Source organism: Streptomyces sp. NPDC085481 (genome assembly GCF_044541845.1).
In the GTDB taxonomy this organism is placed as follows: Bacteria; Actinomycetota; Actinomycetes; order Streptomycetales; family Streptomycetaceae; genus Streptomyces.
In genome coordinates this window covers 147854-170955 of sequence record NZ_JBITTJ010000011.1, presented here as the reverse complement: position 1 = coordinate 170955, position 23102 = coordinate 147854, and the positions used below count along the sequence as shown (strand labels likewise).

The 23102-nt window shown below is 74.3% G+C and carries 17 protein-coding genes; 7 read left to right on the top strand and 10 right to left on the bottom strand.

Translation table 11 applies throughout. From position 1 onward, the window contains the following. Positions 1 to 109 precede the first annotated feature (109 nt). The 3 genes from ACIGEZ_RS23225 (at position 110) to ACIGEZ_RS23215 (ending at position 3015) form a co-directional block, all read left to right on the top strand. The gene (locus ACIGEZ_RS23225) at positions 110 to 544 is read left to right on the top strand and encodes a DoxX family protein (protein WP_399834023.1); all 435 of its coding nucleotides are present in this window, start codon (positions 110 to 112) and stop codon (positions 542 to 544) included. Beyond that, the gene (locus ACIGEZ_RS23220) at positions 541 to 1470 is read left to right on the top strand and encodes a helix-turn-helix transcriptional regulator (RefSeq protein ID WP_399834021.1); all 930 of its coding nucleotides are present in this window, start codon (positions 541 to 543) and stop codon (positions 1468 to 1470) included. Before ACIGEZ_RS23225 ends, ACIGEZ_RS23220 begins: the two co-directional genes overlap by 4 nt. A gap of 123 nt (positions 1471 to 1593) precedes the next feature. Then, a complete protein-coding gene (locus ACIGEZ_RS23215; RefSeq protein ID WP_399834019.1) occupies positions 1594 to 3015 on the top strand; it encodes an alpha/beta fold hydrolase in 1422 nt (473 codons plus the stop codon). A gap of 51 nt (positions 3016 to 3066) precedes the next feature. Here ACIGEZ_RS23215 and ACIGEZ_RS23210 read toward each other — a convergent pair whose 3' ends face one another. Further along, positions 3067 to 3645 carry a TetR/AcrR family transcriptional regulator gene (locus ACIGEZ_RS23210; protein ID WP_399834017.1) on the bottom strand — a complete coding sequence of 193 codons (579 nt, stop codon included), beginning with the start codon at positions 3643 to 3645 and terminating at the stop codon, positions 3067 to 3069. 119 nt (positions 3646 to 3764) lie between these two features. On the opposite strand from ACIGEZ_RS23210, the gene ACIGEZ_RS23205 reads away from it, so the two are divergent. Next, positions 3765 to 4691 (top strand): NmrA/HSCARG family protein, encoded by a 927-nt coding sequence (locus ACIGEZ_RS23205; protein ID WP_399834015.1) that lies wholly within the window; start codon positions 3765 to 3767, stop codon positions 4689 to 4691. Positions 4692 to 4778: 87 nt separating this feature from the next. Here the strand turns inward: ACIGEZ_RS23205 and ACIGEZ_RS23200 are convergent, their stop codons facing one another. From ACIGEZ_RS23200 to ACIGEZ_RS23160, 9 genes are all read right to left on the bottom strand, one after another. After that, positions 4779 to 6125: a beta-galactosidase gene (locus ACIGEZ_RS23200; protein WP_399834013.1), complete on the bottom strand. Its 1347-nt coding sequence runs from the start codon at positions 6123 to 6125 to the stop codon at positions 4779 to 4781. Continuing rightward, complete coding sequence (locus ACIGEZ_RS23195; RefSeq protein WP_399834011.1) at positions 6122 to 7225, bottom strand: glycosyltransferase family 4 protein; 1104 nt, start codon at positions 7223 to 7225, stop codon at positions 6122 to 6124. The genes ACIGEZ_RS23200 and ACIGEZ_RS23195 overlap by 4 nt, the downstream gene beginning before the upstream one ends. Beyond that, positions 7222 to 8787 carry an ArnT family glycosyltransferase gene (locus tag ACIGEZ_RS23190; protein ID WP_399834009.1) on the bottom strand — a complete coding sequence of 522 codons (1566 nt, stop codon included), beginning with the start codon at positions 8785 to 8787 and terminating at the stop codon, positions 7222 to 7224. The genes ACIGEZ_RS23195 and ACIGEZ_RS23190 overlap by 4 nt, the downstream gene beginning before the upstream one ends. Further along, positions 8784 to 9611 (bottom strand): PIG-L deacetylase family protein, encoded by an 828-nt coding sequence (locus ACIGEZ_RS23185; protein WP_399834007.1) that lies wholly within the window; start codon positions 9609 to 9611, stop codon positions 8784 to 8786. Before ACIGEZ_RS23185 ends, ACIGEZ_RS23190 begins: the two co-directional genes overlap by 4 nt. After that, positions 9593 to 11491: a glycosyltransferase family 4 protein gene (locus tag ACIGEZ_RS23180; protein ID WP_399834005.1), complete on the bottom strand. Its 1899-nt coding sequence runs from the start codon at positions 11489 to 11491 to the stop codon at positions 9593 to 9595. Before ACIGEZ_RS23180 ends, ACIGEZ_RS23185 begins: the two co-directional genes overlap by 19 nt. Then, positions 11488 to 13899 carry an oligosaccharide flippase family protein gene (locus tag ACIGEZ_RS23175; RefSeq protein WP_399834003.1) on the bottom strand — a complete coding sequence of 804 codons (2412 nt, stop codon included), beginning with the start codon at positions 13897 to 13899 and terminating at the stop codon, positions 11488 to 11490. Before ACIGEZ_RS23175 ends, ACIGEZ_RS23180 begins: the two co-directional genes overlap by 4 nt. Beyond that, positions 13896 to 15398: a glycosyltransferase family 4 protein gene (locus ACIGEZ_RS23170; protein ID WP_399834002.1), complete on the bottom strand. Its 1503-nt coding sequence runs from the start codon at positions 15396 to 15398 to the stop codon at positions 13896 to 13898. Before ACIGEZ_RS23170 ends, ACIGEZ_RS23175 begins: the two co-directional genes overlap by 4 nt. A gap of 5 nt (positions 15399 to 15403) precedes the next feature. Then, a complete protein-coding gene (locus ACIGEZ_RS23165; RefSeq protein WP_399834000.1) occupies positions 15404 to 16165 on the bottom strand; it encodes a glycosyltransferase in 762 nt (253 codons plus the stop codon). Between the two features lie 590 nt (positions 16166 to 16755). Beyond that, on the bottom strand, positions 16756 to 17550 hold the full coding sequence (locus tag ACIGEZ_RS23160; RefSeq protein WP_399833998.1) for a glycosyltransferase family 2 protein: 795 nt from the start codon (positions 17548 to 17550) through the stop codon (positions 16756 to 16758). Positions 17551 to 17730: 180 nt separating this feature from the next. Here ACIGEZ_RS23160 and ACIGEZ_RS23155 point away from each other — a divergent pair, with 180 nt between their 5' ends. From ACIGEZ_RS23155 to ACIGEZ_RS23145, 3 genes are all read left to right on the top strand, one after another. Next, the gene (locus ACIGEZ_RS23155; protein ID WP_399833996.1) at positions 17731 to 19557 is read left to right on the top strand and encodes a glycoside hydrolase family 15 protein; all 1827 of its coding nucleotides are present in this window, start codon (positions 17731 to 17733) and stop codon (positions 19555 to 19557) included. 174 nt (positions 19558 to 19731) lie between these two features. Further along, complete coding sequence (locus tag ACIGEZ_RS23150) at positions 19732 to 20766, top strand: phosphoesterase (protein ID WP_399833994.1); 1035 nt, start codon at positions 19732 to 19734, stop codon at positions 20764 to 20766. Positions 20767 to 20811: 45 nt separating this feature from the next. Continuing rightward, a complete protein-coding gene (locus ACIGEZ_RS23145; protein ID WP_399833992.1) occupies positions 20812 to 23034 on the top strand; it encodes an NADP-dependent isocitrate dehydrogenase in 2223 nt (740 codons plus the stop codon). Positions 23035 to 23102 lie beyond the last annotated feature (68 nt).

The window sequence follows — 23102 nt, the reverse complement described above, 5'->3', positions numbered from 1 at the left end:
TCCTGGCGGGGAAACGCTCGAAGTCGGCGCCCCGGCACCGATGAGTTCCCGGCACACCACCGGTCTACCTCCATGAAGCGCACACCACGCCCATGCGAGGAGACCCACCGTGACCACGACCACCAGCCTGCGCCCCGCCGCCACCCCCCGCCCCCTGGGCCGGCGCGCCCACATCACCGTGTGGGTGTTCCAGATCCTGCTCGCCCTCGCCTTCGCGATCCCCAGCGCCGGGCCGAAGCTCGTCGGCCACTGGTCGGCCGCCGAGTCCTTCGACCGGATCGGCTGGGGCGACTGGCTGATGTACACCGTCGGCGCCCTCGAACTCGCCGGAGCCGTCGCCCTGGTGATCCCGGTCCTGTCGAGCGTCTCTGCCACCGCGCTCACCGCCCTGATGGCCGGAGCGTTCGTCACCCAGCTGACGGTCTTCGACGGCCAGAACGCCCTGACGCCGGTCCTGTTCGCCGTGCCCCTCGTCGCGATCGCCCGGACCCGGCGCCACCACAACCGGGAGCTCCTCGCCCTGGTCCTGCGGCGCCGGGTGTGAGCGGCCGCCTCACCGGGGATCCGACCCCCGACGGGGAGGAGCACATGGGCGAACAGGGCCGTGGGCGGGAGCGGTTACTCCGCGACGAGGCCGTACGGGAGCGGCGCGGGGCGCTGTGCGGGCGGATCAGGGCCGGCGGGATGACCGTCGAGGACATCCTGTGCTGCGAGGACCGCACCGGCTTCGCCGGACCGGGGCACGCGGACGGGTACACGGTGGTCCTCGCCCGGTCCGGCGGGTATCTCCGCCGGATCGCCGGCGAGGAGTTCTTCGTCGACCCGAGCGGCGGCTACCTCACCCGGCCCGGTGACGAACACCGGGTCGCCCACCCCATCGGCCCCGGCGACCGGTCCACCGAGATCCGGGTCGGCGCGGAGCTGTTCGCCGACCGCTTCGACGGCCCGCCGGTCTCCCGGCGGTTCAGCGTCACCGGCGCCACCGACGTCCACCACCGCGCGCTGCTCGCCGCGGCCCGCAACGGCGCCGACACCTTCGAACTCGCCGAGCGGCTCCACCGGTTGCTCGACGAGGTGGCCGGCACCGCCGGCCACTGGCGTACGGACGCGGGCGCCCGCCCCGCCACCGCGCGCGGGCACGCCCGGCTGGTCCGCGACACCTGCGCGGCGCTCGCCGCCGATCCGGGGGCGCTCCGCCTCTCCCTGGAGGAACTGGCCCGCTCCGTCGGGGCCTCTCCGCACCACCTCAGCCGGGTCTTCCGCGCCGTCACCGGCACGACCCTCACCCGGCACCGCAACGACCTGCGGATCCGCGGCGTCCTCCACGCCATCGAGGAGGGCGAGCACCGCCTGCGCACCCTCGCCCACGCGTACGGCTTCGCCGACCAGGCCCATCTCACCCGCGTATGCCGCGACCACACGGGCCGGCTCCCGAGCGCCCTGCGGAGCCTGCTCGCGGATCGCGCATGAATGTCCAACGCCCCGGCGGCGGGCGGACCGCAGGATGGCCGCGGCCGGACACCCGGCCGGTGCCGTGCCGTTCACCCCCGAGGTGGCCGCGGCACCCCGTCCCGCGACAGGGGAACGCGACCCATGACCTCAACGATCCTGACCAGAGCCGGTACGACCCTGGCGGCCGTCCTCACGGCCGTCGCGTGCGCGGGCTCCGCGCCGGGCGCCGCCGGCGCCCCGCAGGCCGCCGCCCCCGCGACAGCCACGGCGGTGCCGTCCACGTCGGCCCCGGCGCTCACCGGCCACCGCCCCTGCCCCGGGCAGCCGGACGTGACCTGCGCCGATCTGACCGTGCCCCTCGACCGCAGCGGAGCCGTGCCGGGCACCCTCAAGCTCAGGACCGCCGTCTTCGGCGCGGCCCGCGCACCGCGGGGAACCCTGCTGTTCCTCACCGGCGGCCCCGGGCAGCCGGGCGTCCCGTACGTCGAGCGGATCCGCTCCCGGCTCCCCGAAGCACTCGCCCGGTACCGCCTGGTGATGATCGACCAGCGGGGCACCGGCGGCGCGGCCGTCGACTGCCCCGCCCTGCAGAAGGAGGTCGGCAGCAGCGACACCGTCGCCCCGTCGCCCGCGGCCGTCACCGCCTGCGCCGAGAGCCTCGGACCCCGGCGGAACCTCTACACCACCGCCGACACCGTGGCCGACCTGGAGGACCTGCGGCGCGCCCTGGGCGTACGGACATGGACGCTCGACGGTGTCTCGTACGGCACCTTCACCGCCGCCCAGTACGCGCTCGCCCACCCGGAGCGGGTCCGCAGACTCGTCCTGGACTCCGTCGTGCCGCTCGACGGCGCGGGCGTCCTGTACGAGGACGCGCTCGGCCACTCCGGGCAGGTGCTGCGCACCGCCTGCCGGGAGCAGAACTGCGGCTTCGACCCCGCACGCGACCTCGCGACGGTGGTCCGCAGGGACGGGAACGGCGTCGGGGTCTTCAACCTCCTCGTCATCGCCAGCATCATCGACCCGAAGCTCCAGGACCCCCGGTACGGCATCCTGGACGCCCTCCACGCCTCGGCCGGCGGCGACCGGACCCGGCTCGACCGGCTGGTCGCCGGGTTCTCCGCGCCGTCCGACGAGCCCCCGGCGGAGTTCAGCTCGGGCCTGCACGCAGCGACGCTCTGCGCCGACTCCCGCTGGCCGTGGGGCGACGCCTCCGCGCCCGTCGAGGGACGGCGGCAGGCGCTGGAGCGGGCCGTGCGGCGGATCAGCCCGGCACAGGTGTGGCCCTTCCAGCGGGAGACGGCGGGCGCGCAGGGGATCCCGCGGACCTGCCTGCCCTGGCCCGCCTCGCGCCCCAACCGGCCGGCGCGCGCCCACACCCTGACCATGCCGGTCCTGATCCTGGCCGGCGACCGGGACCTGTCCACGCCCGTGCGGTGGGCGCGAGACGTCGCCGCCGCGCACCCGAAGGCCGAGCTCGTCGTCCTCCAGGGGGCCGGCCACTCCACCCAGAGCCGCAGCGACGAAGGAGCCCGGGCGGCCCAGGAGTTCCTGATGCGTTAGCCCCCGCGCAGGTCTCGCTGAAGATCTTCGGGCCGTTCGTGAGGACCGGGGTCAGCGTGTGCGTACGCCGTCGATGGCGATCGACAGCAGGAGTTCGGCCTCGGCCGGGCCGTCGATCTCCCGTTCGGTTGCCAGCGCGATGGCGCCGACGAGCTTGAGCAGTGGGGCGATGGTGATCCCGGCGCGCACGGCGTCCGCCGCTCGGGCGCGCGCGAGGAGGGCGTCTCCGGCGGTGGTGATCATTTCGTGGCAGGTCTCGCCGAGCGCCGGGTCTCCGTCCCGCATCAGCGAGGAACCCAGGCCCCGGTTGGCCACGGCGTGCGCGCCGACGGCGTGAAGCCACGCGGTCAGCGCCTGGCCCGGGTCGGGTTCGGCGAGGAGGTCGTCCGCCTTCGCGCACAGGGCCTCCACACGGTCCTTGAAGACCGCCTCCAGGAGCGCCTGCCGGGAGGGGAAGTGGCGGTGCAGGGTGGCCGAGCCGACTCCGGCGCTTCGGGCGACCTCCTCCAGGGAGGCGTCGGCGCCGTGCTCGGCGATCAGGGCCCCGGCGGCGGCGACGATCTTCTCGGCATTGCGGCGGGCGTCGGCGCGCATCGGCCGGCCGGGCGGGGCGGTGGCGTCCTTGGGCACGGGCACTCCTTGCGGCTTGCTAAACGGGGTGGTCCTCCATATCGTAGCGAACGAGAAACGGAGGGCCACCCCACTTGTGGGCCCGGCTTCCCCTCCGCACGGACGCGATGGAGATGATCGTGAAGCTGACGAAGAAGACCGTCGTGGTGACGGGTGCGACCGGCCTGCAGGGCAGGGCCGTGACCCGTCACCTGCTCCGCGACGGCTGGCAGGTGCGCGCACTGACGCGCGACCCGAACGGGCCGCGGGCCACAGCGCTGGCGCAGTCCGGTGCGCAGGTGATCCGGGCGCGGATGGAGGACGTCGACTCCCTGATCTCTGCGGCCGAGGGCGCCTGGGGCCTGTTCAGCGTCCAGCCCACCGTCGGATCGCCCGGCACCGCCCCGGACTTCACTGCCGACGACGAGGTCCGCTGGGGAGTGAACGTCGCCGAGGCCGCGCACGCCGCGGGCATCGGGCACTTCGTCTTCACCTCGGTCGCCGAAGCGGACCGGCACCTTGACGAGAAGCTGCCCGTGAACTTGGTCAGCAAGTGGCGGATCGAGCGGCACGTCGCCGCGCTCGGCCTGCCCGCGACGATCCTGCGGCCGGTGTCCTTCATGGAGAACTTCACCGGCGGATACGCGCTGCGGAACGGGAACCTGTCCACCGGGCTTGCTCCGGAGGTCCCCCAGCAGATCATGGCCGTCGACGATGTCGGCGCCGTCACCGCGCTGGTGTTCTCCCAGCCGAAGGAGTGGATCGGCCGGGCCGTCTCTCTGGCCGGGGACGAACTCACGCCGGTTCAGGTCGCCGCGGCGATCGGGAAGGCACTCGGCGTACCGCTGCCCTACGTTCAGATTCCGATCGACGCGATCCGGGCCCTGAGCGAGGACTTCGCCTACGCCAACGAGTGGCTCAACGAACACGGCTACCGCGCGGACATCCCCGCCACCCGGGAGATCCACCCCGGCACGATGGACTTCAGCACCTGGCTGCAGCGCACCGGCGCGTCCCGGATCGCCGCGTTCCTCGACTCCGCGCGCACCGCCGGGCAGGACGCGTGAGCGCCCGCACGCCCTGAAAACCGTGCGCGGCCGGTTCGGGATCGCTTGCGATCCGGCAGCCCGCCGGCGACGCCCGGGGTGCCGGTCTCATCGGTGAGCCGCTTCTGCCGCTTCTCCTCGCTCAGGGCGTCCTGGAGCCTGTGACCCGCTCCGGCCCTCCCGCTCGCGGATCATCGCCGCGTACTCCGCGAGCGAGGACCCCGGCGTCCCGTCGTACAGATCGTGGTCGAAGGCCCACATCAGCCCCTCGAGGCCACAGGAGTCGAACTGGTGGAAGGCCACCTCCATGACCCCTGGCCAGTACGCCGCCACGTGCTGGCCGGCGCTCTCCCCGTCCAGGTGGGTGAAGCCCTCGGAGCGGGCCACCGCCACCACCCAGCGGGTCGACGACCAGGCGCGGACGGCCCGGTCGGCGGCCGCCGAGCCGTCCGCCGTGGCGACGGCCTTCGGGTCGCCCGGGGCGCAGCCGTTGTCGACCGGGTCTCCGGTGCCGTCCACGAGGGCGGTGGTGACGATGTGCACCTCGTCGCGCTGCTGGAGCAGGCCCAGGGTGGCGAAGAAGCCGACGCCGCGGCCGATCAGCCTCGCCGAGCGGGTCCCGTCCAGATAGCCGGAGACGGCGGCCCGGTAGTCCGAGGGGTAGAAGCCGGAGCCCGGCACGAGCACCTTCAGGGGGCCGTGGTGACCCAGCCCGGTGAACAGGTCGATCTGCCAGTCGACGGCGTCGGCGAGCGAGGCGAGATACCAGTCGTACCAGCGGCGCACCTGCCGCTCGGTGAACGGCGCGCCCTCGTACGCCTTCTCGCCCGGCCGCCAGCCGGGGTAGGGGCTCGCCTCCTGTGCGTGGCGGTCGTAGGCCCAGAACTCGCCCTTGTCCCGCCCGTCGGCCACCGGCGACGGGTAGCCGAACTCGCCGCTCTCGTTGATCCCGACCCGGATCGCCCAGATCTCGTCCAGACCGATCCGTTCGTTCACCTGCCGGACGTACGAGGCGACCTCGTCGCGGACCGGGGTGCTGAAGACGATGTTCGGGGTGCCGGTGGACTCCTCGCCGAACTGGTTGCGCCACACCGACTCGGGATAGGCGCCCGCGAGCCAGTCCGGCGGGTGGTTGAGCCCGAGCCCCGCCTCCACCCGCAGCCCCGCCTCCCGGAAGGCGTGCAGCCGGTCCCGTACCTCCTGGATGTAGGAGTCGTCGTACACGCCCTGCTCCGGCTCGAACCTGCCCCAGTCGATCTGCAGATGGGCGACCCGCAGCCCGTGCTCGTACTCCGTGCGCGCCCGCTCCGGAGCAGTCTGCAGGGTGCCGAAGGAGGACGAGGGGTCCGTGTCGTCCCGGTTCAGGGCGCCGACCGTGGCGGCGACGAGTGCGACGAGGGCGAGGACCGCGAGCAGGGCGAGCAGCCGGGGCCGGCGCAGCCGGGGGCGGTTCATGACAGCAGCTCCCGGTAGAGCGCGGCGTACTGCGCGGCGAACCGCTCGGGGCCGAAGGACTCCTCGACCGCCGCCCGCCCCCGCTCGGCGAGCACGTCCCAGGAGCGCGGCTGGTCGAGCAGCCACACCAACTGCTGCCCGGTGCGCCGCGGGTCGCCCGCGGGCGCCCGCAGCACGGCGTTGCCGAAGTCGGCGAACTGCGGAAGGTCGCTGAGGATCACCGGGCGGCCGGTGGCGAGCGCCTGGAGGACCGTCAGGGGGATGTCGGCCTTGCCGCCGATCACCGGCGGCGGGAAGAGCAGCACGTGCGCGGAGGTGAGCAGGGCCCGCATGTCGTCCACGTAACCGCGCACCTCGACGTCCTCGAGGCCCTCGGCCCCCGCCTTCTCGCGCAGCGCCTCCTCCAGGGCGTGGGTGTCCTGCCCGGGCCGGCCCCGCATCGCGAGCACCAGCCGGAATCGGGCGCCGGCCCGTGCGGCCTCCGCGGCCGCCTCGACGGCGGTCTCCGCGCCGCCCTGGGGGTCGTGGTGGCCCGCGTACAGCACCACGGGCAGGCCCGCGGGCCGCGGCCGGGACGGCCAGCGCTCCAGCGGGATCATCGGCGGGATGACCCGTACGTCTCCGAAGTCCGCGGCCCGCAGCCGCCGCGCCATCGACTCCGACAGGGCGACCGTCGTCCCCAGTGGCCGGGTGCGGGCGAGCAGCCGGGAGTCCATCACCCCCGGAACGGTGTGGACGACCGGGCGGGCGCCGAGCAGCAGGGGCCGCAGCCACGAGAAGAGGGGGAACGTCCGGCCGATCGTCAGGAAGGCGTGCACCAGGTCGCAGCGGCGCGCGTGCACCGCCCCGGCCAGCGCCGACTGCACCCGCTCGGGCACGTGCGGCACCCCGTCCCGGGACAGGATCCGCACCGCGTGCCCGCGGTGCCCGTTCGGCGGCGGCCGGCCTCGCCGGCGCGGCCACTGCGCGAACCAGACGAACTCCACGTCGGGCAGTGCCCCGAGCACGTCCGAGGCGAGCCGCACGTCGGCCCCGTCCGCCCCGTCCAGCGGGCTGCTGGTCAGGAGCAGGACGCGCGGGCGGCGCGGGGTGGTGCTCATCGCGGCCCGGCCGGCTGGCCGGGGACCGGTGGCAGCCGGTACAGCGCCAGCGACCCGTAGGTGTGACCCTGGAAGGAGAACAGCAGCCGGGCGTCCCGGGTGAGTTCACGTACCTCGGGCAGCGGGGAGCGGCCGTAGCCCTGCTCGACGACCTTCCACGGCACGATGACGTAGTCGGCCCGGTGCGCGGCCCGCTCCCCGGGCGTGACCCAGTTCCCGAGCCGGTAGGAGTCCTCGAAGGTCCAGTAGGTGACGCCGCGGGTCTTCTGCCCGTCGACCGTCACGATGCCGCTGCCCGCGGGGACGTGCTGCCGCATGTACTCCTGCATCCTGGCGAAGCCGTCGTCCGGCTGCCAGCGGTCCTTCGCGTACACCACAGCGGGGGCGAGGAGCACGCCGGCGATGCAGGCGACGGCGAGTGTCCGCGCCGCCGGCCGCCGTCGGGGCACCGGCACGGTGACGGCGAGCGCCACCAGGTTCGGCACGAACAGCAGGTACAGCGCCTGCTCCTCCAGGGTGCCGATCGCGAGCGCGTACCCCAGGGTGAGGATCGCGCAGGCGTGGAAGAGGGCGAGCAGCCGGTAGACGGGCTCCCGGCGGCGCAGCAGCAGGAACAGTGCCACCGGGGTCAGCGCCAGCAGCAGGTACGTGGTGCCGTAGCCCGGCAGTTCGTCGAGGAGACGACCGGCGAGCGAGGGGGTACCCGGGGCGTTGAAGCCGGTCTCCTGGGTCAGGCCGAGCAGCCGGTCGAGGCCGTGCGTCTTCTGCTCCCAGAAGTCCGTCCAGTGGCCGAAGCCGCCGACGAACACGACGTACACGGCGTACGGCAGCACCGCGGCCGACGCGGCCCACGCGGTCAGCCGGCGCGGTGGACCCCAGCCGAGGGCCAGCGCGAGGAGCAGCGGCAGCACGGTGACCAGCGCCGAGTGGTCCTTCGTCAGGACGCCCATGCCGAGGAGCAGCCCGCCGGCGACCGCCCGTGCCCGTGGCCTGCCCTGCGGACCGGACCGGCACAGCGGCACCAGGACGAGGAAGCCGGCGAGCACCCACACCATCGTCTCGGTCTCCAGGAGCACCCGGTTGTTCTGGCGGATGCAGAACTGGTCGAGCGCGAAAAGCACTCCGGCGACCAGGCCGGCCGGCCGTGAGCGCACCCGGGCCACCAGGGCCACGAGGAGCGCCGCCGTCACCCCGGCGAGCAGGGCGTTGAGGACGCGCAGCGAGTGGACCTGGGCGATGACGTCCTGGTGCTCGCCGAACAGCTTCATCCAGCCCGCCTCGAGGTAGAAGAAGCCGGGCGGGTGGAGGAAGAACAGGCCCTCGGAGGTGCTGGGGAAGCCGCCCCGCCCCGCGCTGCGCCCCAGCTCCTGGTAGATGACCTCGTCCACGAACAGATCACCGGCCCGGCTCACCTCCACCAGGCGCAGCGTCACCGTCAGTGCCGCCGCGAACAGGGCGTACACGGCCGTCGGCAGGGGTCGCCCGAGCGTACGGCGGGCGGCCCTGGGTGCTTCGGCGGCCGGTGTGGGTGGAGGCGGCGCGGAGGCGCGGGGGACGGTCATGGCGGGCCTCCGCTCGGGCGGGCCGCGGCGTCCGTCACCCCGGCGGGGAGCAGGTACACCTCGGGGACGCGCGGGATGTTCCCCGCGGGGAAGAGGGCGTCCACCTGGGTCCGGTAGCCCCGGACGAGTTCGGCCTTGGCGTCGAGACCGCTGTCCCAGGACGCCTCGGTGGCGTCGAGCCCGCCGGTGAACGCCGGGTCCGCGGCGGCCCGCAGGCTGTAGGGGAAATCGCTGTAGTAGACGGCCGGCAGTCCGCTCAGGGCGGCGACCGTGCGGACCAGGACGTGGTCGGCGTGCCCGCCGATGCCGAGCGGCGCGAGCAGCAGGCCGCGGCCCCGCGGCGCGAGGTCACGGACCGTGTCGGTCACCCGGTACACGGTCTCGGCGTCCCGGGGGGAGACCCGGCCGCAGGACAGGTGCCAGCGGTACGTCGGGTAGACCAGGGCCAGTTCGGGCAGCATCCGGGCGGCCTGGCGCCGCCAGCGGCCCGGGTCGGTCCTGCGGCGGAAGAGGCCGTCGACGAAGCCGGCGTGGAAGCGGGTGACGCCGAGCCGTTCGAGCACCGCCGCGTCCTCGGCGCGCCGCTCGGCGTACAGCTCGTCCGCGTCGACGGCGCCCGTCTGCCGCAGGTACTGCCGGGCCGAGAGGGTGTACGGCGGCGGCGCGGCCTCCGTGAAGACCGTCATGACGGTCACCGTGGCCCGGTTCTCCACCGCCGCGGCGAGCAGGGCGCCGCAGGACAGCACGGCGTCGTCCGGGTGCGGGGAGAGGACGAGCAGCGTGGCCCGGGAATCGGTGAGCGCGGTCAGCGGGTCGTCTGCCATGGCACTCTCCGGTCCTTCCTCGGCCGCCGCGGTGCGGCGGGAACCTCCACGAGCCGCCGGACGAGCGCCAGGTAGCTGCCCGTCATCTCGTCCCACGTGTAGTGCTGGGCGGCGAGCCCGGCCTGCCGGCCGAGCCGCCTGCGCAGGTCCTGATCGGTCGCGAGGGCCCGCATCCGTTCCCCGAACGCCGCCGTGTCGAAGGGCGGTACGGCCACGTCGCCGCCGCCGCGCATCCAGCGCAGCGCCGGCAGGTCGAAGTGCAGCACGGGCTTGCCGTACGACATGCCCTCCAGGGCCACCAGGCCGAAGGTCTCGTGGCGCGAGGGCATCACCAGGAAGGCGCTGTCCCGCAGCAGTTGCCGCTTGAGCTCCTCCTCGGCGTACCCGACCCAGCGCACCCCCGGGACGCCGTGCGCCTGCCCGGCGAGCAGCTGGCTGAGCCGCTTCTCCTCGGCGGGGGTGCCGCTGCCGGCGAGGACCAGGTCCATCGGGGGCCGGCCGAGCCGGTAGGCGTCCAGGAGCAGGTCGAGCCCCTTGATCCAGGTGTCGATCCGCCCCAGGAAGAGGATGGAGTCGCCGCTGCCGAGCCGGCCGTCGTCGAGCTGCCGGGTCTCGACCCCGTTGGCGATCACCTGGACGTCGGCGCGCGGGCTGAGCCGCCGTACGGCCGACGCGTCGGCCTCGTTCAACGCCACGAGGTGCCGGTAGCAGCGCAACCCGAGCCGCTCCACCAGGAAGAACGGCAGGTGGTAGCGGCGCCACAGCGCCTCGGCGCTGCGGCCCTGGTCGATGCCGACGACGGGGGAACGGGAGACCAGCGGCAGGAAGCTCGTCGAGAACGGCGGGGTGAAGCTCTCCAGCCACACGTCGTGCCGGATCCGGCGCGCCACCAGCGGCAGCAGCGCGAGGAAGAGCAGTTGCCCGGCCCGCGGCCCCGCCCGGCACACCGGGAGATAGACGTAGCGGATGCCGTCGCGCTCCCGGGACCCGGCACGGCGCCCGGCGGTCACGACGGTCACCTGATAGTGCTCGGCGAGCCGGCGCGCCAGCTTCTCCACGACCAGGGCCCCGCCGCCCCGGTAGTCGGAGTTGTCCGCGTCGTCGTAGATGGACACCACGACCCGCTTGCGCCGGGCCGGCTCCGCGCCCCGCGCCGCGTCGGCCGGCGGCAGGGAGTCGAGGACGAGGTGCAGCGCCGACACCGCCACGAGCGACGGCCGCCGCTCCCCGTCGAGCCGGGCCGTCCGGGGCAGCCGGGCCGCCCAGGCCCGGTAGCGCGCCCACCAGGCGGCGGGGGAGCCGGTGGCGTCCTCCCAGCCGCGCCCGGCCAGCGTGTCCGGGCAGGTCTCGAGCACCAGGGTCAGGTCGTAGTCCTCGGCGATCCGGGCGAAGGACCGGGCGGCGCCACGGCCCGGCGGCAGGTCGAACTTCACCAGGCCGTCCAGCGGCCCGCGGTCGGTGAGGACGAGCGTGGGGCGACCCCGGGCGCGCAGCGTCACCCACAGCCGGGCGGCGCGGATCCGCAGGGCGAGTTCGCCCGCGTCGACGAAGGCGTGGGCACGGCGGAACCACGATCCCCGGCGCTCGGGACGCGTGGACCGCCGTACCCACTGGTCGTTCCCCGTCTCTCCCGGTTCGCCCTCGTCCGTCACCCGTGGGGGAACCGGGAACGGTCGGCACAGGACGCAGCCGTAGCAGTGCACCGTGGTGACCGCGAACCCGCGCTGCCGCAGCAGCCCCGCGAGCCCGCGCACCAGCGAGGACTTGCCGGCGTTGTCCGGCCCGGATACCGCGACCAGCAGGGGGCTTCGCGGGTCGCTCCCGGTGGTGGCTCCGTCGGTCCAGCCGCCGGCCGTCGCGCGGTCCGTGAACCTGGTCATGCCACCCGCCTCCGGACGCGCTTGGTCACCACGAGCGGAACGCGCAGCGACGCCTCGCGGGCCGCCGTGGCCACCCGCCCCGTGCCGAGGAGGTGGCCCGAGTGCTCCGCCCCGGCCCGCAGGGAGGTCCCCACGGGCAGTGGCAGCGGCAGCCGTACGGGCTCTCCGCGGTCGAGCCGCGCCATGGCCGTGAGCGCGGTGGCCAGCACCCGGCCGCTGCCCGCCGACCAGCCCTCGCGGGCGGCCTCGCGGCGGGCCTCGGCGATCACCTCGGGGCTCAGCAGGGCGCGCAGCGCGAGGAGTTCGGACAGGTCGAGGGTGAGGTTCTGGAACAGCGCGTGTGCCAGCCAGATCCGCAACCGGTCCGCCGGGCAGGGCACAAGCCAGGCGGCTCCGTGCGCGCTCCAGGCCGCTTCGCCGTCCGGCGGCAGGGCGCGCGCGAAGAGCCGGTCGGTGGGCACCACGGGGACCCCGAACCAGGAGACCGCGGTGTGCAGATGGGCCGAGGGGCCGGTGGCGGGTTCGAGCAGCACCTTGGTGGAGCGCTCCAGCCAGTACCGCTCGCGCCGCACCGACCAGCCCGCGAGCGCCTCCTGTGCCTGGCGCCACCGGCCGGTGGGGACCACCAGGTCGAAGTTGCCGTACACGTAGTCGCCGGACAGGTCGGCCTTGATGAGCACGGCGGGGATGCCGGCGGCTCGCAGGAGGGCCGTGGACTCGGTCAGGTTGCGGCGGAACAGTCCGGTGGCCGCCGTCACCTCGGCCCGGGTGGCGGCGAGCCGGTCCGGGTAGGCACGGGCGAGCACGCCCTCGACCTGGTTGCGCCGTGCCAGCGCGAGCGCGCCGAGCAGCTCCGCGTCGTCGGCGGGCCGTGGCCGCCCCCGCCATACGGCGTCCACGAGCAGGCCTACGGAGCGCTCCTCGGCCACCGGAGCGGGCGGCGGGGCCGCCGTCTGCCCGGGCCCGTCCGGAGGCGGCCCGTCCGGAGGCGGCCCGCTGCCCGTGGGGTCGCTGTGCCGCCCGAAGAACCACCACAGCGCCAGGCCCGTGACCGCCAGGGCGGCGATCAGCCAGGCCACCGTGTACGGCCGCAGCAGTACGAGCAGACCGGCGAGGACCAGCGGCCACACCAGCGGTATCCGCAGCAGGGCCCTCGGCGAACCGAAGCCGTGCCGGCGCGCGTGCCGTACGGCGAACACCGCGAGCGCCGCGAGGGCGCCGCACATGCCGCCGGCCGCCATGCCGAGCACCCCGTCGGCCGACCAGCCGGCGGCGAGCGCCGCCACGTACAGCACCAGTCCCGCCACCAGCGGACGTACGCACGCGTAGTCGCTGACGGCCTGGCAGAACGTCACCAGGAGGGCGAGCGCGCCGAGCGCGAGACCGGTCACGGCGGTGAGCGCGAGCAGCGTGCTGACCTGCGTGTACCCGGCGGGGAACACGGTGTTCAGGATGGCGGCCGGTGTGGTGGCGGCGACCGCGGTCAGCGGCAGCGCCACCATCAGGTACATGCGCAGGGCGTCGCCCGCGAGCGGCGCGCCCGCGCGGCGCCGCGAGAGGGCGGGCAGGAACGCGATCGAGACGGCGCCCGCGAGGAACAGCGGCACCCGGCCCAGCATCACGGCCGCCTGGTAACTCGCCGCCGCCGAGCGGTCGGTGGGCAGCATCGCCACCAGGATCACGTCGACGGTCGCCATCAGCGCGACCGCGCCTTGCAGCGAGGCCACGCCGACCGCCCGCCGCCACAGCTCGCGGTTGGCGGCCGCCGCCCGCCACGGGCGCCCGCGGCCGCCACGGAAGCGGCGCGGCCGGCAGAACGCGTACGGCAGGACGGCGATGCCGAAGGCCGCCAGCGCGCCCGCCTCGCCCAGGCCCAGGACCGAGACGAACAGCAGACCGACGGCGAGCTTCAGCACCGCCTCGGTGGTCGTCAGGACCGCGAGGGCGCGCAGCCGCTCGGTGCCCTGCAGCCAGCCCGCGCTGACCCGGCTCACATAGATCAGGAAGGTCGAGGCCGCGATCACGGCGACGGTCGGCGCACTCGCGAACTCGGCGGAGACGGCCGCGACCAGGAGGGCGGCCACGACCCCGCCCGCGAGCCCGGTCACCACCGCGAACCGCACCGCCTCGGCCCGCTCCTCCTCGGTCCGGGCCCGCGCGAGCGCCTGCGCCAGCATCCACGGCACGGTCACCACCGCGACCGCCGCGGTGCACACGACCAGGCCCTGCCCGGCCGCGAAGGTGGCGTACGAGCCGACGTCGAGGAGTCGGGTCAGGATGAGGGCGTACACGTAGTTGAGGACGCCGACCACGACCGCGGCGGTCGCGATCCAGCGGGCACCGCGCACCGCCGTGACCTCGTCCGGGAGGACCGAGGCACGGGCGGCGACCGGGCCCGCGGAGGTCATGGCCCGGGCTCCGTGAGGCGCCGGGACGCCCCGCCCACCAGGACGTCCCGGCCGCCGGCCAGGGCCACGTGCGCGTCCCGCACGCCGAGCCGGGCGAGCGCCTCGAGCGCCTGCACCTCGTCGCAGCCATGCAGCAGGACCTGGAAGGAGTCGCCCTCGCGGTGCCAGGCGTCGGTCCTGCGCAGCGCGTCGCGGGCCGCGCGCTCGGTGGCGTCGGCGTCCCGGGCGGTGAACCGGCCGACGACGGCGAGGTCGTTGGCCCGGCGCCGGGACCGCCGGTGCCGGTGGATGCGCCGCAGCTCCTCCAGGAGCACCTGGGCGAGCCGCTCGGCGCTCTCGTCCCAGGAGAAGGCGGCGGCCCAGGCCCGGCAGCGGGTGGCGGCAAGGTCGCGCGCGGCGGGGTCGGCGAGTTCGGCGAGGGCCGCGGCGACACCGTCGGCGAGGTCGGCCGACGGGTCGAGCAGCCGGCCGTTGACGCCCGGCTGGATCGCGTCGCGCAGCCCCGGCACGTCGTAGGCGAGGGCGGGGGTGCCGACGGCGTTGGCCTCGATCACCGTCAGCCCCCAGCCCTCGGCGACCGACGGCACGACGGTCAGCCACGCGTGGTGGAACAGCTCCTCCTTGCGGGCGTCGGTCACCCGGCCGTGGAACACGATCGCGGACGCCACCCCGAGTCCGTCGGCGAGCTCCCGCAGCGCCGGCAGCTCGGGGCCGTCGCCGCAGACGTCCAGGCGCAGCCCGGGCACCCGGCGCAGCAGCGCGGGCATGGCCCGCACCAGCAGGTCGACCCGCTTCTGCGGCATCAGCCGGCTGACGACGGTCAGCGCGGGGGTGTCGCTGCGCTCGCCGCCGGGCGCCGCGGGAACGCCGGCCGGGCGGCCGTTGGGCACGATGTACAGGGGGTTGCCGAAGCCGAGCTCGCGCCGCGCGCCCTCCCGGGTGGACGGGGACACGACCACGACCGGCCTGCCCCGGTAGACCCGGCGGCTGACCTGCTTCTCCAGGAGTCGCCCCACCGCGTTCATCGGCCAGCGGAAGCGCACGTCGAACTGCTCCTGGTGGACGTGGTGGATGACGCACAGGTCGGCGGTCCAGCGCGGGGTGAACAGCGGTGAGAAGAACGGGATGCCGTTCTGGAAGTCGACGACGGCGTCGTAGGCGTGACGGTTGCGCAGCAGGTGGGCGGCGGCCGCCGCGTACACCCCGAAGGTGCCGCCACCGCGGACGATCCGCATCCCGTCGCGGTACTCCAGGGTGCGCGATCCGGGGTACCGCGACGAGACGAAGGTGACGTGCGCGCCGGCCGCCGAGAACCGCCTGGCGATCTCGTGCGCGTACGCCTCGGCGCCGCCGGCGTCGGGGTGCCAGGGGTCGCGCCAGTTGAGGAAGGCGAGGTCCAGGCGGGCGAGCTGGGCGAGCGCGGCGGTGCCGGTGGCGTCGGAGGTTCCGGGGGCGTCGGCGGCGCCGGTGCTGTGGGCGCGGGAGACGGTCGTGCTCATGTCGCTCACCTGGCCAGCGAGATCCGCAGCAGATCGGCCATGGAGCGCAGCCCGTCACGGCGCGCCGAGAAGGTCGATCCGGCCATGTCGGTCCAGTCCACCGGGACCTCCACGACGTCCCGGCCTGCCCTGACGACATGGGCGAGCAGTTCGACGTCGAAGGCGAAGCCGTCGATGCGGCAGTCGCCGGCGATCTCGCGGGCGAGCGTCCCGTCGAAGAACTTGAAGCCGCACTGGGTGTCGGCGATGTCCGGCAGGGTGAGGTGGGCGAGCGTGCGGAACAGCGCGCCGCCGCCGCGGCGCAGCGCCGACTGCTCGACCTCCAGGTGGGCGCCGGGGGCGTGCCGGGAGGCGATCACCGCTCCGTGGCCCGCGCGCAGCAGCTCCACGACCCGGTCCAGGGTGTCGATGGGGGTGGCGTTGTCGGCGTCGGCGAAGCCGACGAACCGGGCGGAGGAGGTCGCGATGCCCCGCCGCACGGCGGCGCCCTTGCCCTGGTCGCCGCAGCCGATCACATGGAAGCCCACGTCGAGCCCGGTGGGGGAGCCGGTGAACCGGTCGAGCGCGTCCAGGGTGCCGTCCACGCTGTTGTTGTCCACGACGACGACGGCGGACGACCAGGGCCGGCCGTCGAGGTAGCGCAGGGTCGCGGCGACCGTGCTGGGCAGTCGCCGCTGCTCGTTGAAGGCCGGGATGATCAGCTCGAGTTCGACCGGGGGGCGGGTGAGCGAGCGGGGGAGCGGTGCGTGCCCGCGGACGGCGGTCATCGCGCCTCGCCTCCTCGGGGGAGGGCGCGGCGCGCGGCTCGCGCGGGGGTACGGGGGATCAGCGCGGGGACGAGGGCCTTGCGCGGTGCGCCGACGGGTTGCCGTGCGGTGACCTGCGGTGGAGCGGGCGCGGGCGGACGTCTCCGGGGGCTGCCGGGTCGGTGGCCGTGGCCGCCCGATGGGCCGTCGTGCGCGTCTGAGCCGTCCGGGCCGGCCGGACTCGCCGAGCGGCCGCGGGCGACGCCGGCGCGGACCGCGCGGGAACGCCTGCGCCGGGGGCCCGAGCGGGGCCTGCGCGCGCCGGAGTGGCGGTGGCAGAGCCGGGTCGCGTCATCGACGCGGTCGGTCGCGCGGCGGGTGGGGTGGACCCGGGGAGCGGCGGGGCGGGTGCGCTCGCACGGAGAGCGGCGGCGCAGCTCGGCAGTCGGCCAGTCGGTCACCCGGCGCAGCGGATGCGGTGCGGGTGCCACCGGCGCTCGGCTGATGGGGAGGGAGGTCATGACGCGCCTCTTCCGACAACCGACCCTGCCGAGGGTCATAGGAGCATTTCAGGTGAAATGCGATAAGTTCCACGCCTATCATCCGCTACGTCATTCGTCAACCGCACGGGGCCCGACCTGGGCTTCCGTCGGACGGCGCCGCGCCGGCGGCGCGAGCCGGAGCAGCGCGGTGTGCGGTCGCCCGGCCAGCAGGGTGCCGAGGATGCGGCTGCCGTCGCGGATCGTGTGGGGGTGCGAAGGGCCATGGCGGGACGGGAGTTCGAGGCTCGGGACCTCGGCGACGCGCAGTCCGTAGTGCAGGGCGTGCGCGACGAGTTCGGCGCCGAGTTCCACCCCGTCCTCGCGCAGCTGGAGCAGATCGACGAATTCCCGCCGGAACGCGCAGAATCCGTACCAGAGATCCGTGAGCCGCTGACCGTACAGCTGCCGGGCGAGGCGCAGCAGCGCGTGGTGGCCGAGTTGCCGCAGCAGCGGATAGCCGGCGGAATCGCCGCCCGCGATGAAACGCGATCCCTTGACGAAGTCGAAACCGCTCTCCAGATAGTGCAGGTAGTGCGGGATCTCCCGGGGCGACATGGTCCCGTCGGCGCGCATGAGGACCAGATGGTCGCCCGTGGCGGCGAGCAGTCCGGCGTGCGGGATGTCCCCGGCCGTGTGGTCCCACGGGCCGAGCCGGCGTACCGGGACCCCGCTCGGGGCCTGCACCGAGCCCGCGCGTACGTCCCCGACCAGCACCACTTCCCGTACGGCGGAAGGGATTCGCGCGAGCAGCCAGTCCGTCCCGCGGTCACCGGGCCGCACCGCGACCACCAGGCTCACCGTACGGGTGCCGGTGGCGGGAACGCGGTCGGTCGAACGGCGCAGGGGATGCGGTTCACTGCTCATGGCTCGTGGCCTCGCAAGGGCGCTGATGTTCTTCAGGATCGGGCGTCCGGGGTGCCCGGGTCAAGGAATCCCGATCGGCGGGAAATCGCCGGAGTAAGGTTATGCGTTCGCCTGGGAATTCATGTCCACAGGACATCTCCGATTCGCGCCTCGCCCCCGCCCCGGGACTACAATCCCGTCATGGCTGGGCGAATTGAAGACTACGCCCTGATCGGCGACCTGGAGACAGCGGCTCTCGTCGCGAGGGACGGTTCGGTCGACTGGTGGTGCGTACCGCGCTTCGACTCGCCCGCCTGCTTCGCCGCCCTCCTCGGCGACGGACGGCACGGCCACTGGAGCCTCGCGCCCGTCGGCAACCGTCCGTGCAGCCGCCGGAGTTACCGCGGCGACACCCTCGTCCTCGACACCGTCTGGGAATCCGTGAGCGGAACGGTCAGGGTCACCGACTTCATGCCGCCGCGCCAGCTCACCCCGCGGATCGTCCGTGTCGTCGAGGGGATCGCCGGACGGGTCGAGATGCGCGGGGAGTTGAGGGTGCGCTTCAACCACGGCAGCGTCGTGCCCTGGACCCGCGCCCCGGACCGGCGCACCGTCGACTGGGTCGCCGGGCCCGACGCGACCCGCCTGCACTGCGGCCCCGGAGCGGGCGAGCCGGTCGTCACCGCCGACCGCACCACCTTCGCGTTCCCCGTGACCGCCGGACAGCGGGTCGCCTTCGTCCTCGGCTGGCACCCCTCGCACACCCCGGCCCCCACCGCCCCCGACGTGCCCGCCGCACTCGACCGGACCCTCGGCTTCTGGAACGAGTGGGCGGCCGGCCTCCGTTACCACGGTCCCGCCCACGAGGCCGTCATCCGCTCCCTCATCACCCTCAAGGCCCTCACCTACGAGCCGACCGGCGGCGTCATAGCCGCCGCCACCACCTCGCTGCCCGAGACCATCGGGGGCCTGCGCAACTGGGACTACCGCTTCTGCTGGCTGCGCGACTCCACCTTCACCCTGTCCTGTCTGCTGCGCAGCGGCTACCGCCGCGAGGCCCTCGCCTGGAAGGACTGGCTGGTGCGCGCCGTGGCCGGCGACCCGGCCGACCTCCAGCCGCTGTACGGGGTCGGCGGGCAGCGCCGGCTGCCCGAGACCCACGCCGACTGGCTCCCCGGCTACGAGGACTCACGCCCCGTCAGATTCGGCAACGCCGCCGTCGGCCAGTTCCAACTCGACATCTACGGCGAGGTGCTCAGCACCATCTACTCCGCCGTCAGGGCCGGCGTCGCGATCGACACCCACATGTGGAGCCTCATGGCCGAACTCCTGGAGTACGTCGGCAAACACTGGCAGGAGCCCGACGAGGGCATCTGGGAAGTCCGCGGCCCCCGGCGGCAGTTCGTCCACTCCAAGGTGATGGCCTGGGTCGCCGCCGACCGCGCGCTGCGCCTGGCCCGGGTCGCCGGGCTGCGCGGCTCCGTGCGCCGCTGGCAGGCGCTGCGCGCCGAGCTGCGCGCGGAGGTCTGCGCGCACGGCTGGAGCGACGAACAGCAGTCCTTCGTGCAGTACTACGGCGGCAGCCGCCTGGACGCCACCGCGCTGCTGATCCCCCGGCTCGGCTTCCTGCCCGTCGACGACCCCCGTGTCCTCGGCACCGTCCGGGCCATGGGCCGCCTGGAGGACGGCGGCTTCCTGCGCCGGTACGCCGACACCGGCAACGGCCACGTGCACGAGGTCGACGGCCTCGGCGGTGCCGAAGGGGCCTTCCTGGCCTGCACGTTCTGGTACGCCGACGCCCTCGCCCTCACCGGCCGCCCGGCCGAGGCCCGTACCGCGTTCGAACGGGTCCTGGACGTCCGCAACGACGTCGGCCTCCTCTCCGAGGAGTGGGACCCCGCCACCGGCCGTCAGCTCGGCAACACGCCCCAGGCCCTCAGCCACGTCGCCCTCGTCAACACCGCCTTCACCCTCGACGGCACCCGCAGCCGCGCACGAGGTGCCGGCCGCCGCAGCGCGGTGGCATGACCACGCCGACAGGGAAGCCCTCGCGGACCGGGCGCGGTCCCGGGGTCGTACATAGGTATGCCGAGCACGGTCCCGCGCAGCCGCCGTCTCCCCGCGGCCCGGGCCCCGCACCGCCGCGTGTCGTTCGGGTGCCTCCAGCGGGCGGCGCAGGCCATGACGCGGTCGAATCGACGCATGGCACCCTTCGACAGGCCCCGTACCGGCGGCTCCCCTCGGAGCGCCGCGGCCGGTGACACCTGGTGGTACGCCGCCATCGCCGCCGAGGCCGCCGGATCGTTCAGCGCCCGCATACGGATACGGATGCGGCGGACCTGCCTCGCCGCCGTGCTCCTGCTCACCGTCGCCTACGCGGGACTCGTGCTCACCGCGACCGGCAGGCGCTGGGGGGACGCCGCCATCGCCGGGCGGCTCACCGACCCCGCCGTCGCCGACTTCCTGCGCGAGCACCCCACGCTCAGCGGGCTCAGCACCCTCTCCCTCGTCCTCGCGGTGCCGCTGCTCGCCGCCGTCGGCATCCTGCGCAAGCGCTACGCCCGCACCATCGCCGCCCTCGGCACCCTCGCCGGCGCCCTGCTCGCCGCGGAACTCCTCCAGCGGTACGCGCCCGCCCCCCGTCTCGTGGACGCCTCTGGCGCCACCGTCCAGAGCGGCTTCCCCAGCAGCCCCGCCGTGCTCGCCGCCGGCACCGCGCTCGGCCTCGTGCTCGTCGTCCCACGCCGGCTGCGCTCCGCCGCCGTGGGCCTCGGTGCCCTGTGGGCCGTCGCCCTCGGCGCGTACTCCATCGCCTCCGGACGCCACCGCCCCGGCGACGTCATCGCCGCCGACCTGCTGGTGCTCGCCGCCTTCGCCGTACCGCTCGCCCTGCTCGCCCGTAAGGGCAAGGTCCGTCCCGCACCCCGCAGCGGCCTGCCCCGGCAGCGGGTCCTCGTCACCGTGCCGCTCGCCCTCGTCGCCGGCGCAGGGCTTGCCATCGGCGCGTACCTGCTCGGCGACTGCCTGCCGGGCCCCGGCCCCGTACCCGCCGAGCTGGCCCGCACCGCCCACCGCTGCGGCCAGGCCCTCGCCGCCGGCACCGGGGCCGCCGTCGCCCTCGCCCTGCTCGGCCTGCTGCGCAACGTCGACCTCGACCCCGGCCAGGCCCCGTACCGGCTCGCGAGTCCGGTTCCCGAGGACCCCTTTCCCGAGGAGGCCGATCACGAGATATCTTGATGTCGAGCAATCTCGCAGACGCAGACGTGGAGCGGAGCAATCCCGGTGACTGACTCGACCATCATCTACACCCACACTGACGAGGCGCCCGCCCTGGCGACGTACTCGTTCCTGCCCGTGATCCAGGCGTACGCCTCGACCGCCGGGATCAACGTCGAGACGCGCGACATCTCCCTGGCCGGGCGCATCATCGCCAGCTTCCCCGAGCGTCTCGAGGAGGGCCAGCGCATCGCCGACGCCCTCGCCGAGCTCGGCGAGCTCGCCAAGACGCCCGAGGCCAACATCATCAAGCTGCCGAACATCTCGGCCTCCATCCCGCAGCTCAAGGCCGCCATCGCCGAGCTCCAGGCGCAGGGCTACGCCCTCCCGGACTACCCGGACGACCCGCGGACCGACGAGGACAAGGACGTCCGCGCCCGTTACGACAAGGTCAAGGGCTCGGCCGTCAACCCGGTCCTGCGCGAGGGCAACTCCGACCGCCGCGCCCCCGGCTCGGTCAAGAACTACGCCAAGGCCCACCCGCACCGCATGGGCGCCTGGACCCCCGAGTCCAAGACCAACGTCGCCACCATGGGTGTCAACGACTTCCGCTCCACCGAGAAGTCCACGGTCATCGCCGAGCCCGGCGCGCTGCGCATCGAGCACGTCGCCGCCGACGGCACCGTCACCGTCCTGCGCGAGTCCGTACCCGTCCTCGCCGGCGAGGTCGTCGACGCCTCCGTCATGCGCGTCGAGGCCCTGCGCGCCTTCCTCGCCGAGCAGGTCGCCCGCGCCAAGGCCGAGGGCGTCCTCTTCTCCGTGCACCTCAAGGCCACGATGATGAAGGTCTCCGACCCGATCGTCTTCGGCCACGTCGTGCGCACCTTCTTCCCGAAGACCTTCGCCAAGTACGGCGAGGCCCTCGCCGCCGCCGGCCTGTCCCCCAACGACGGCCTCGGCACCATCCTCAAGGGCCTGGAGTCCGTCCCCCACCTCGGCGAGGAGATCAAGGCCTCCTTCGACGCCGAGCTCGCCGACGGCCCGGCCCTCGCCATGGTCGACTCGGACAAGGGCATCACCAACCTGCACGTCCCGTCCGACGTCATCGTCGACGCCTCGATGCCGGCGATGATCCGCACCTCCGGCCACATGTGGGGCCCGGACGGCCAGGAGGCCGACACCCTCGCCGTCCTCCCGGACAGCTCCTACGCCGGCGTCTACCAGGCCGTCATCGAGGACTGCCGCGCCCACGGCGCCTTCGACCCGTCGACCATGGGCTCCGTCCCGAACGTCGGCCTCATGGCGCAGAAGGCCGAGGAGTACGGCTCCCACGACAAGACCTTCGAGATCGCCGCGGCCGGCACCGTCCGCCTCGTCGACGCCGCCGGCAACACGGTCCTGGAGCAGGAGGTCGCCGAGGGCGACATCTTCCGCGCCTGCCAGACCAAGGACCTGCCCATCCAGGACTGGGTCAAGCTGGCCGTCACCCGTGCCCGCGCCACCGGCGACCCGGCCGTCTTCTGGCTGGACGAGACCCGCGCCCACGACGCGCAGCTGATCGCCAAGGTCCGCACCTACCTCGCCGAGCACGACACCGAGGGCCTGACCATCAAGATCCTCTCCCCGGTCGAGGCCACCAAGTTCTCCCTCGAGCGCATCCGCCGCGGCGAGAACACCATCTCGGTCACCGGCAACGTGCTCCGCGACTACCTGACCGACCTCTTCCCGATCCTGGAGCTGGGCACCAGCGCCAAGATGCTGTCGGTCGTCCCGCTGATGGCGGGCGGCGGCCTGTTCGAGACGGGCGCGGGCGGCTCCGCCCCCAAGCACGTCCAGCAGCTCGTCAAGGAGAACTACCTCCGCTGGGACAGCCTCGGCGAGTTCTTCGCCCTGGCCGCCTCCTTCGAGCACCTGGCCACCACCACGGGCAACGCCCGCGCCCAGGTCCTCGCCGACACCCTCGACCGCGCCACCGGCACCTTCCTCAACGAGGACAAGTCGCCGACCCGTCGCGTCGGCGGCATCGACAACCGCGGCAGCCACTTCTACCTGGCCACCTACTGGGCCCAGGAGCTGGCCAAGCAGACCGACGACGCGGAGCTGGCCAAGGCCTTCGCCGCGCTCGCCGAGACGCTCACCGCGAACGAGCAGAAGATCGTCGACGAGCTGATCGCCGTCCAGGGCAGCCCGGCCGAGATCGGTGGCTACTACCAGCCCGACGCCGCCAAGGCCGCGGCCGTGATGCGCCCGTCCGCCACGTTCAACGAGGCCGTCGCGTCCCTCGCCTGATCCGCGACGGGCCCCTCCGGGAGCCCTCAGGGGCCCTCGGAGGGGCCCGGAACGCCCTGGCCGGACAC

What these genes read in the sequence shown, in the direction of transcription:
- ACIGEZ_RS23215 (WP_399834019.1), top strand. Translation starts at nt 1,594, where the DNA reads ATGACCTCAACGATCCTGACCAGAGCCGGTACGACCCTGGCGGCCGTC.
- ACIGEZ_RS23200 (WP_399834013.1), bottom strand. Translation starts at nt 6,125, where the DNA reads ATGAACCGCCCCCGGCTGCGCCGGCCCCGGCTGCTCGCCCTGCTCGCG.
- ACIGEZ_RS23195 (WP_399834011.1), bottom strand. Translation starts at nt 7,225, where the DNA reads ATGAGCACCACCCCGCGCCGCCCGCGCGTCCTGCTCCTGACCAGCAGC.
- ACIGEZ_RS23190 (WP_399834009.1), bottom strand. Translation starts at nt 8,787, where the DNA reads ATGACCGTCCCCCGCGCCTCCGCGCCGCCTCCACCCACACCGGCCGCC.
- ACIGEZ_RS23185 (WP_399834007.1), bottom strand. Translation starts at nt 9,611, where the DNA reads ATGGCAGACGACCCGCTGACCGCGCTCACCGATTCCCGGGCCACGCTG.
- ACIGEZ_RS23180 (WP_399834005.1), bottom strand. Translation starts at nt 11,491, where the DNA reads ATGACCAGGTTCACGGACCGCGCGACGGCCGGCGGCTGGACCGACGGA.
- ACIGEZ_RS23175 (WP_399834003.1), bottom strand. Translation starts at nt 13,899, where the DNA reads ATGACCTCCGCGGGCCCGGTCGCCGCCCGTGCCTCGGTCCTCCCGGAC.
- ACIGEZ_RS23170 (WP_399834002.1), bottom strand. Translation starts at nt 15,398, where the DNA reads ATGAGCACGACCGTCTCCCGCGCCCACAGCACCGGCGCCGCCGACGCC.
- ACIGEZ_RS23165 (WP_399834000.1), bottom strand. Translation starts at nt 16,165, where the DNA reads ATGACCGCCGTCCGCGGGCACGCACCGCTCCCCCGCTCGCTCACCCGC.
- ACIGEZ_RS23160 (WP_399833998.1), bottom strand. Translation starts at nt 17,550, where the DNA reads ATGAGCAGTGAACCGCATCCCCTGCGCCGTTCGACCGACCGCGTTCCC.
- ACIGEZ_RS23155 (WP_399833996.1), top strand. Translation starts at nt 17,731, where the DNA reads ATGGCTGGGCGAATTGAAGACTACGCCCTGATCGGCGACCTGGAGACA.
- ACIGEZ_RS23150 (WP_399833994.1), top strand. Translation starts at nt 19,732, where the DNA reads ATGGCACCCTTCGACAGGCCCCGTACCGGCGGCTCCCCTCGGAGCGCC.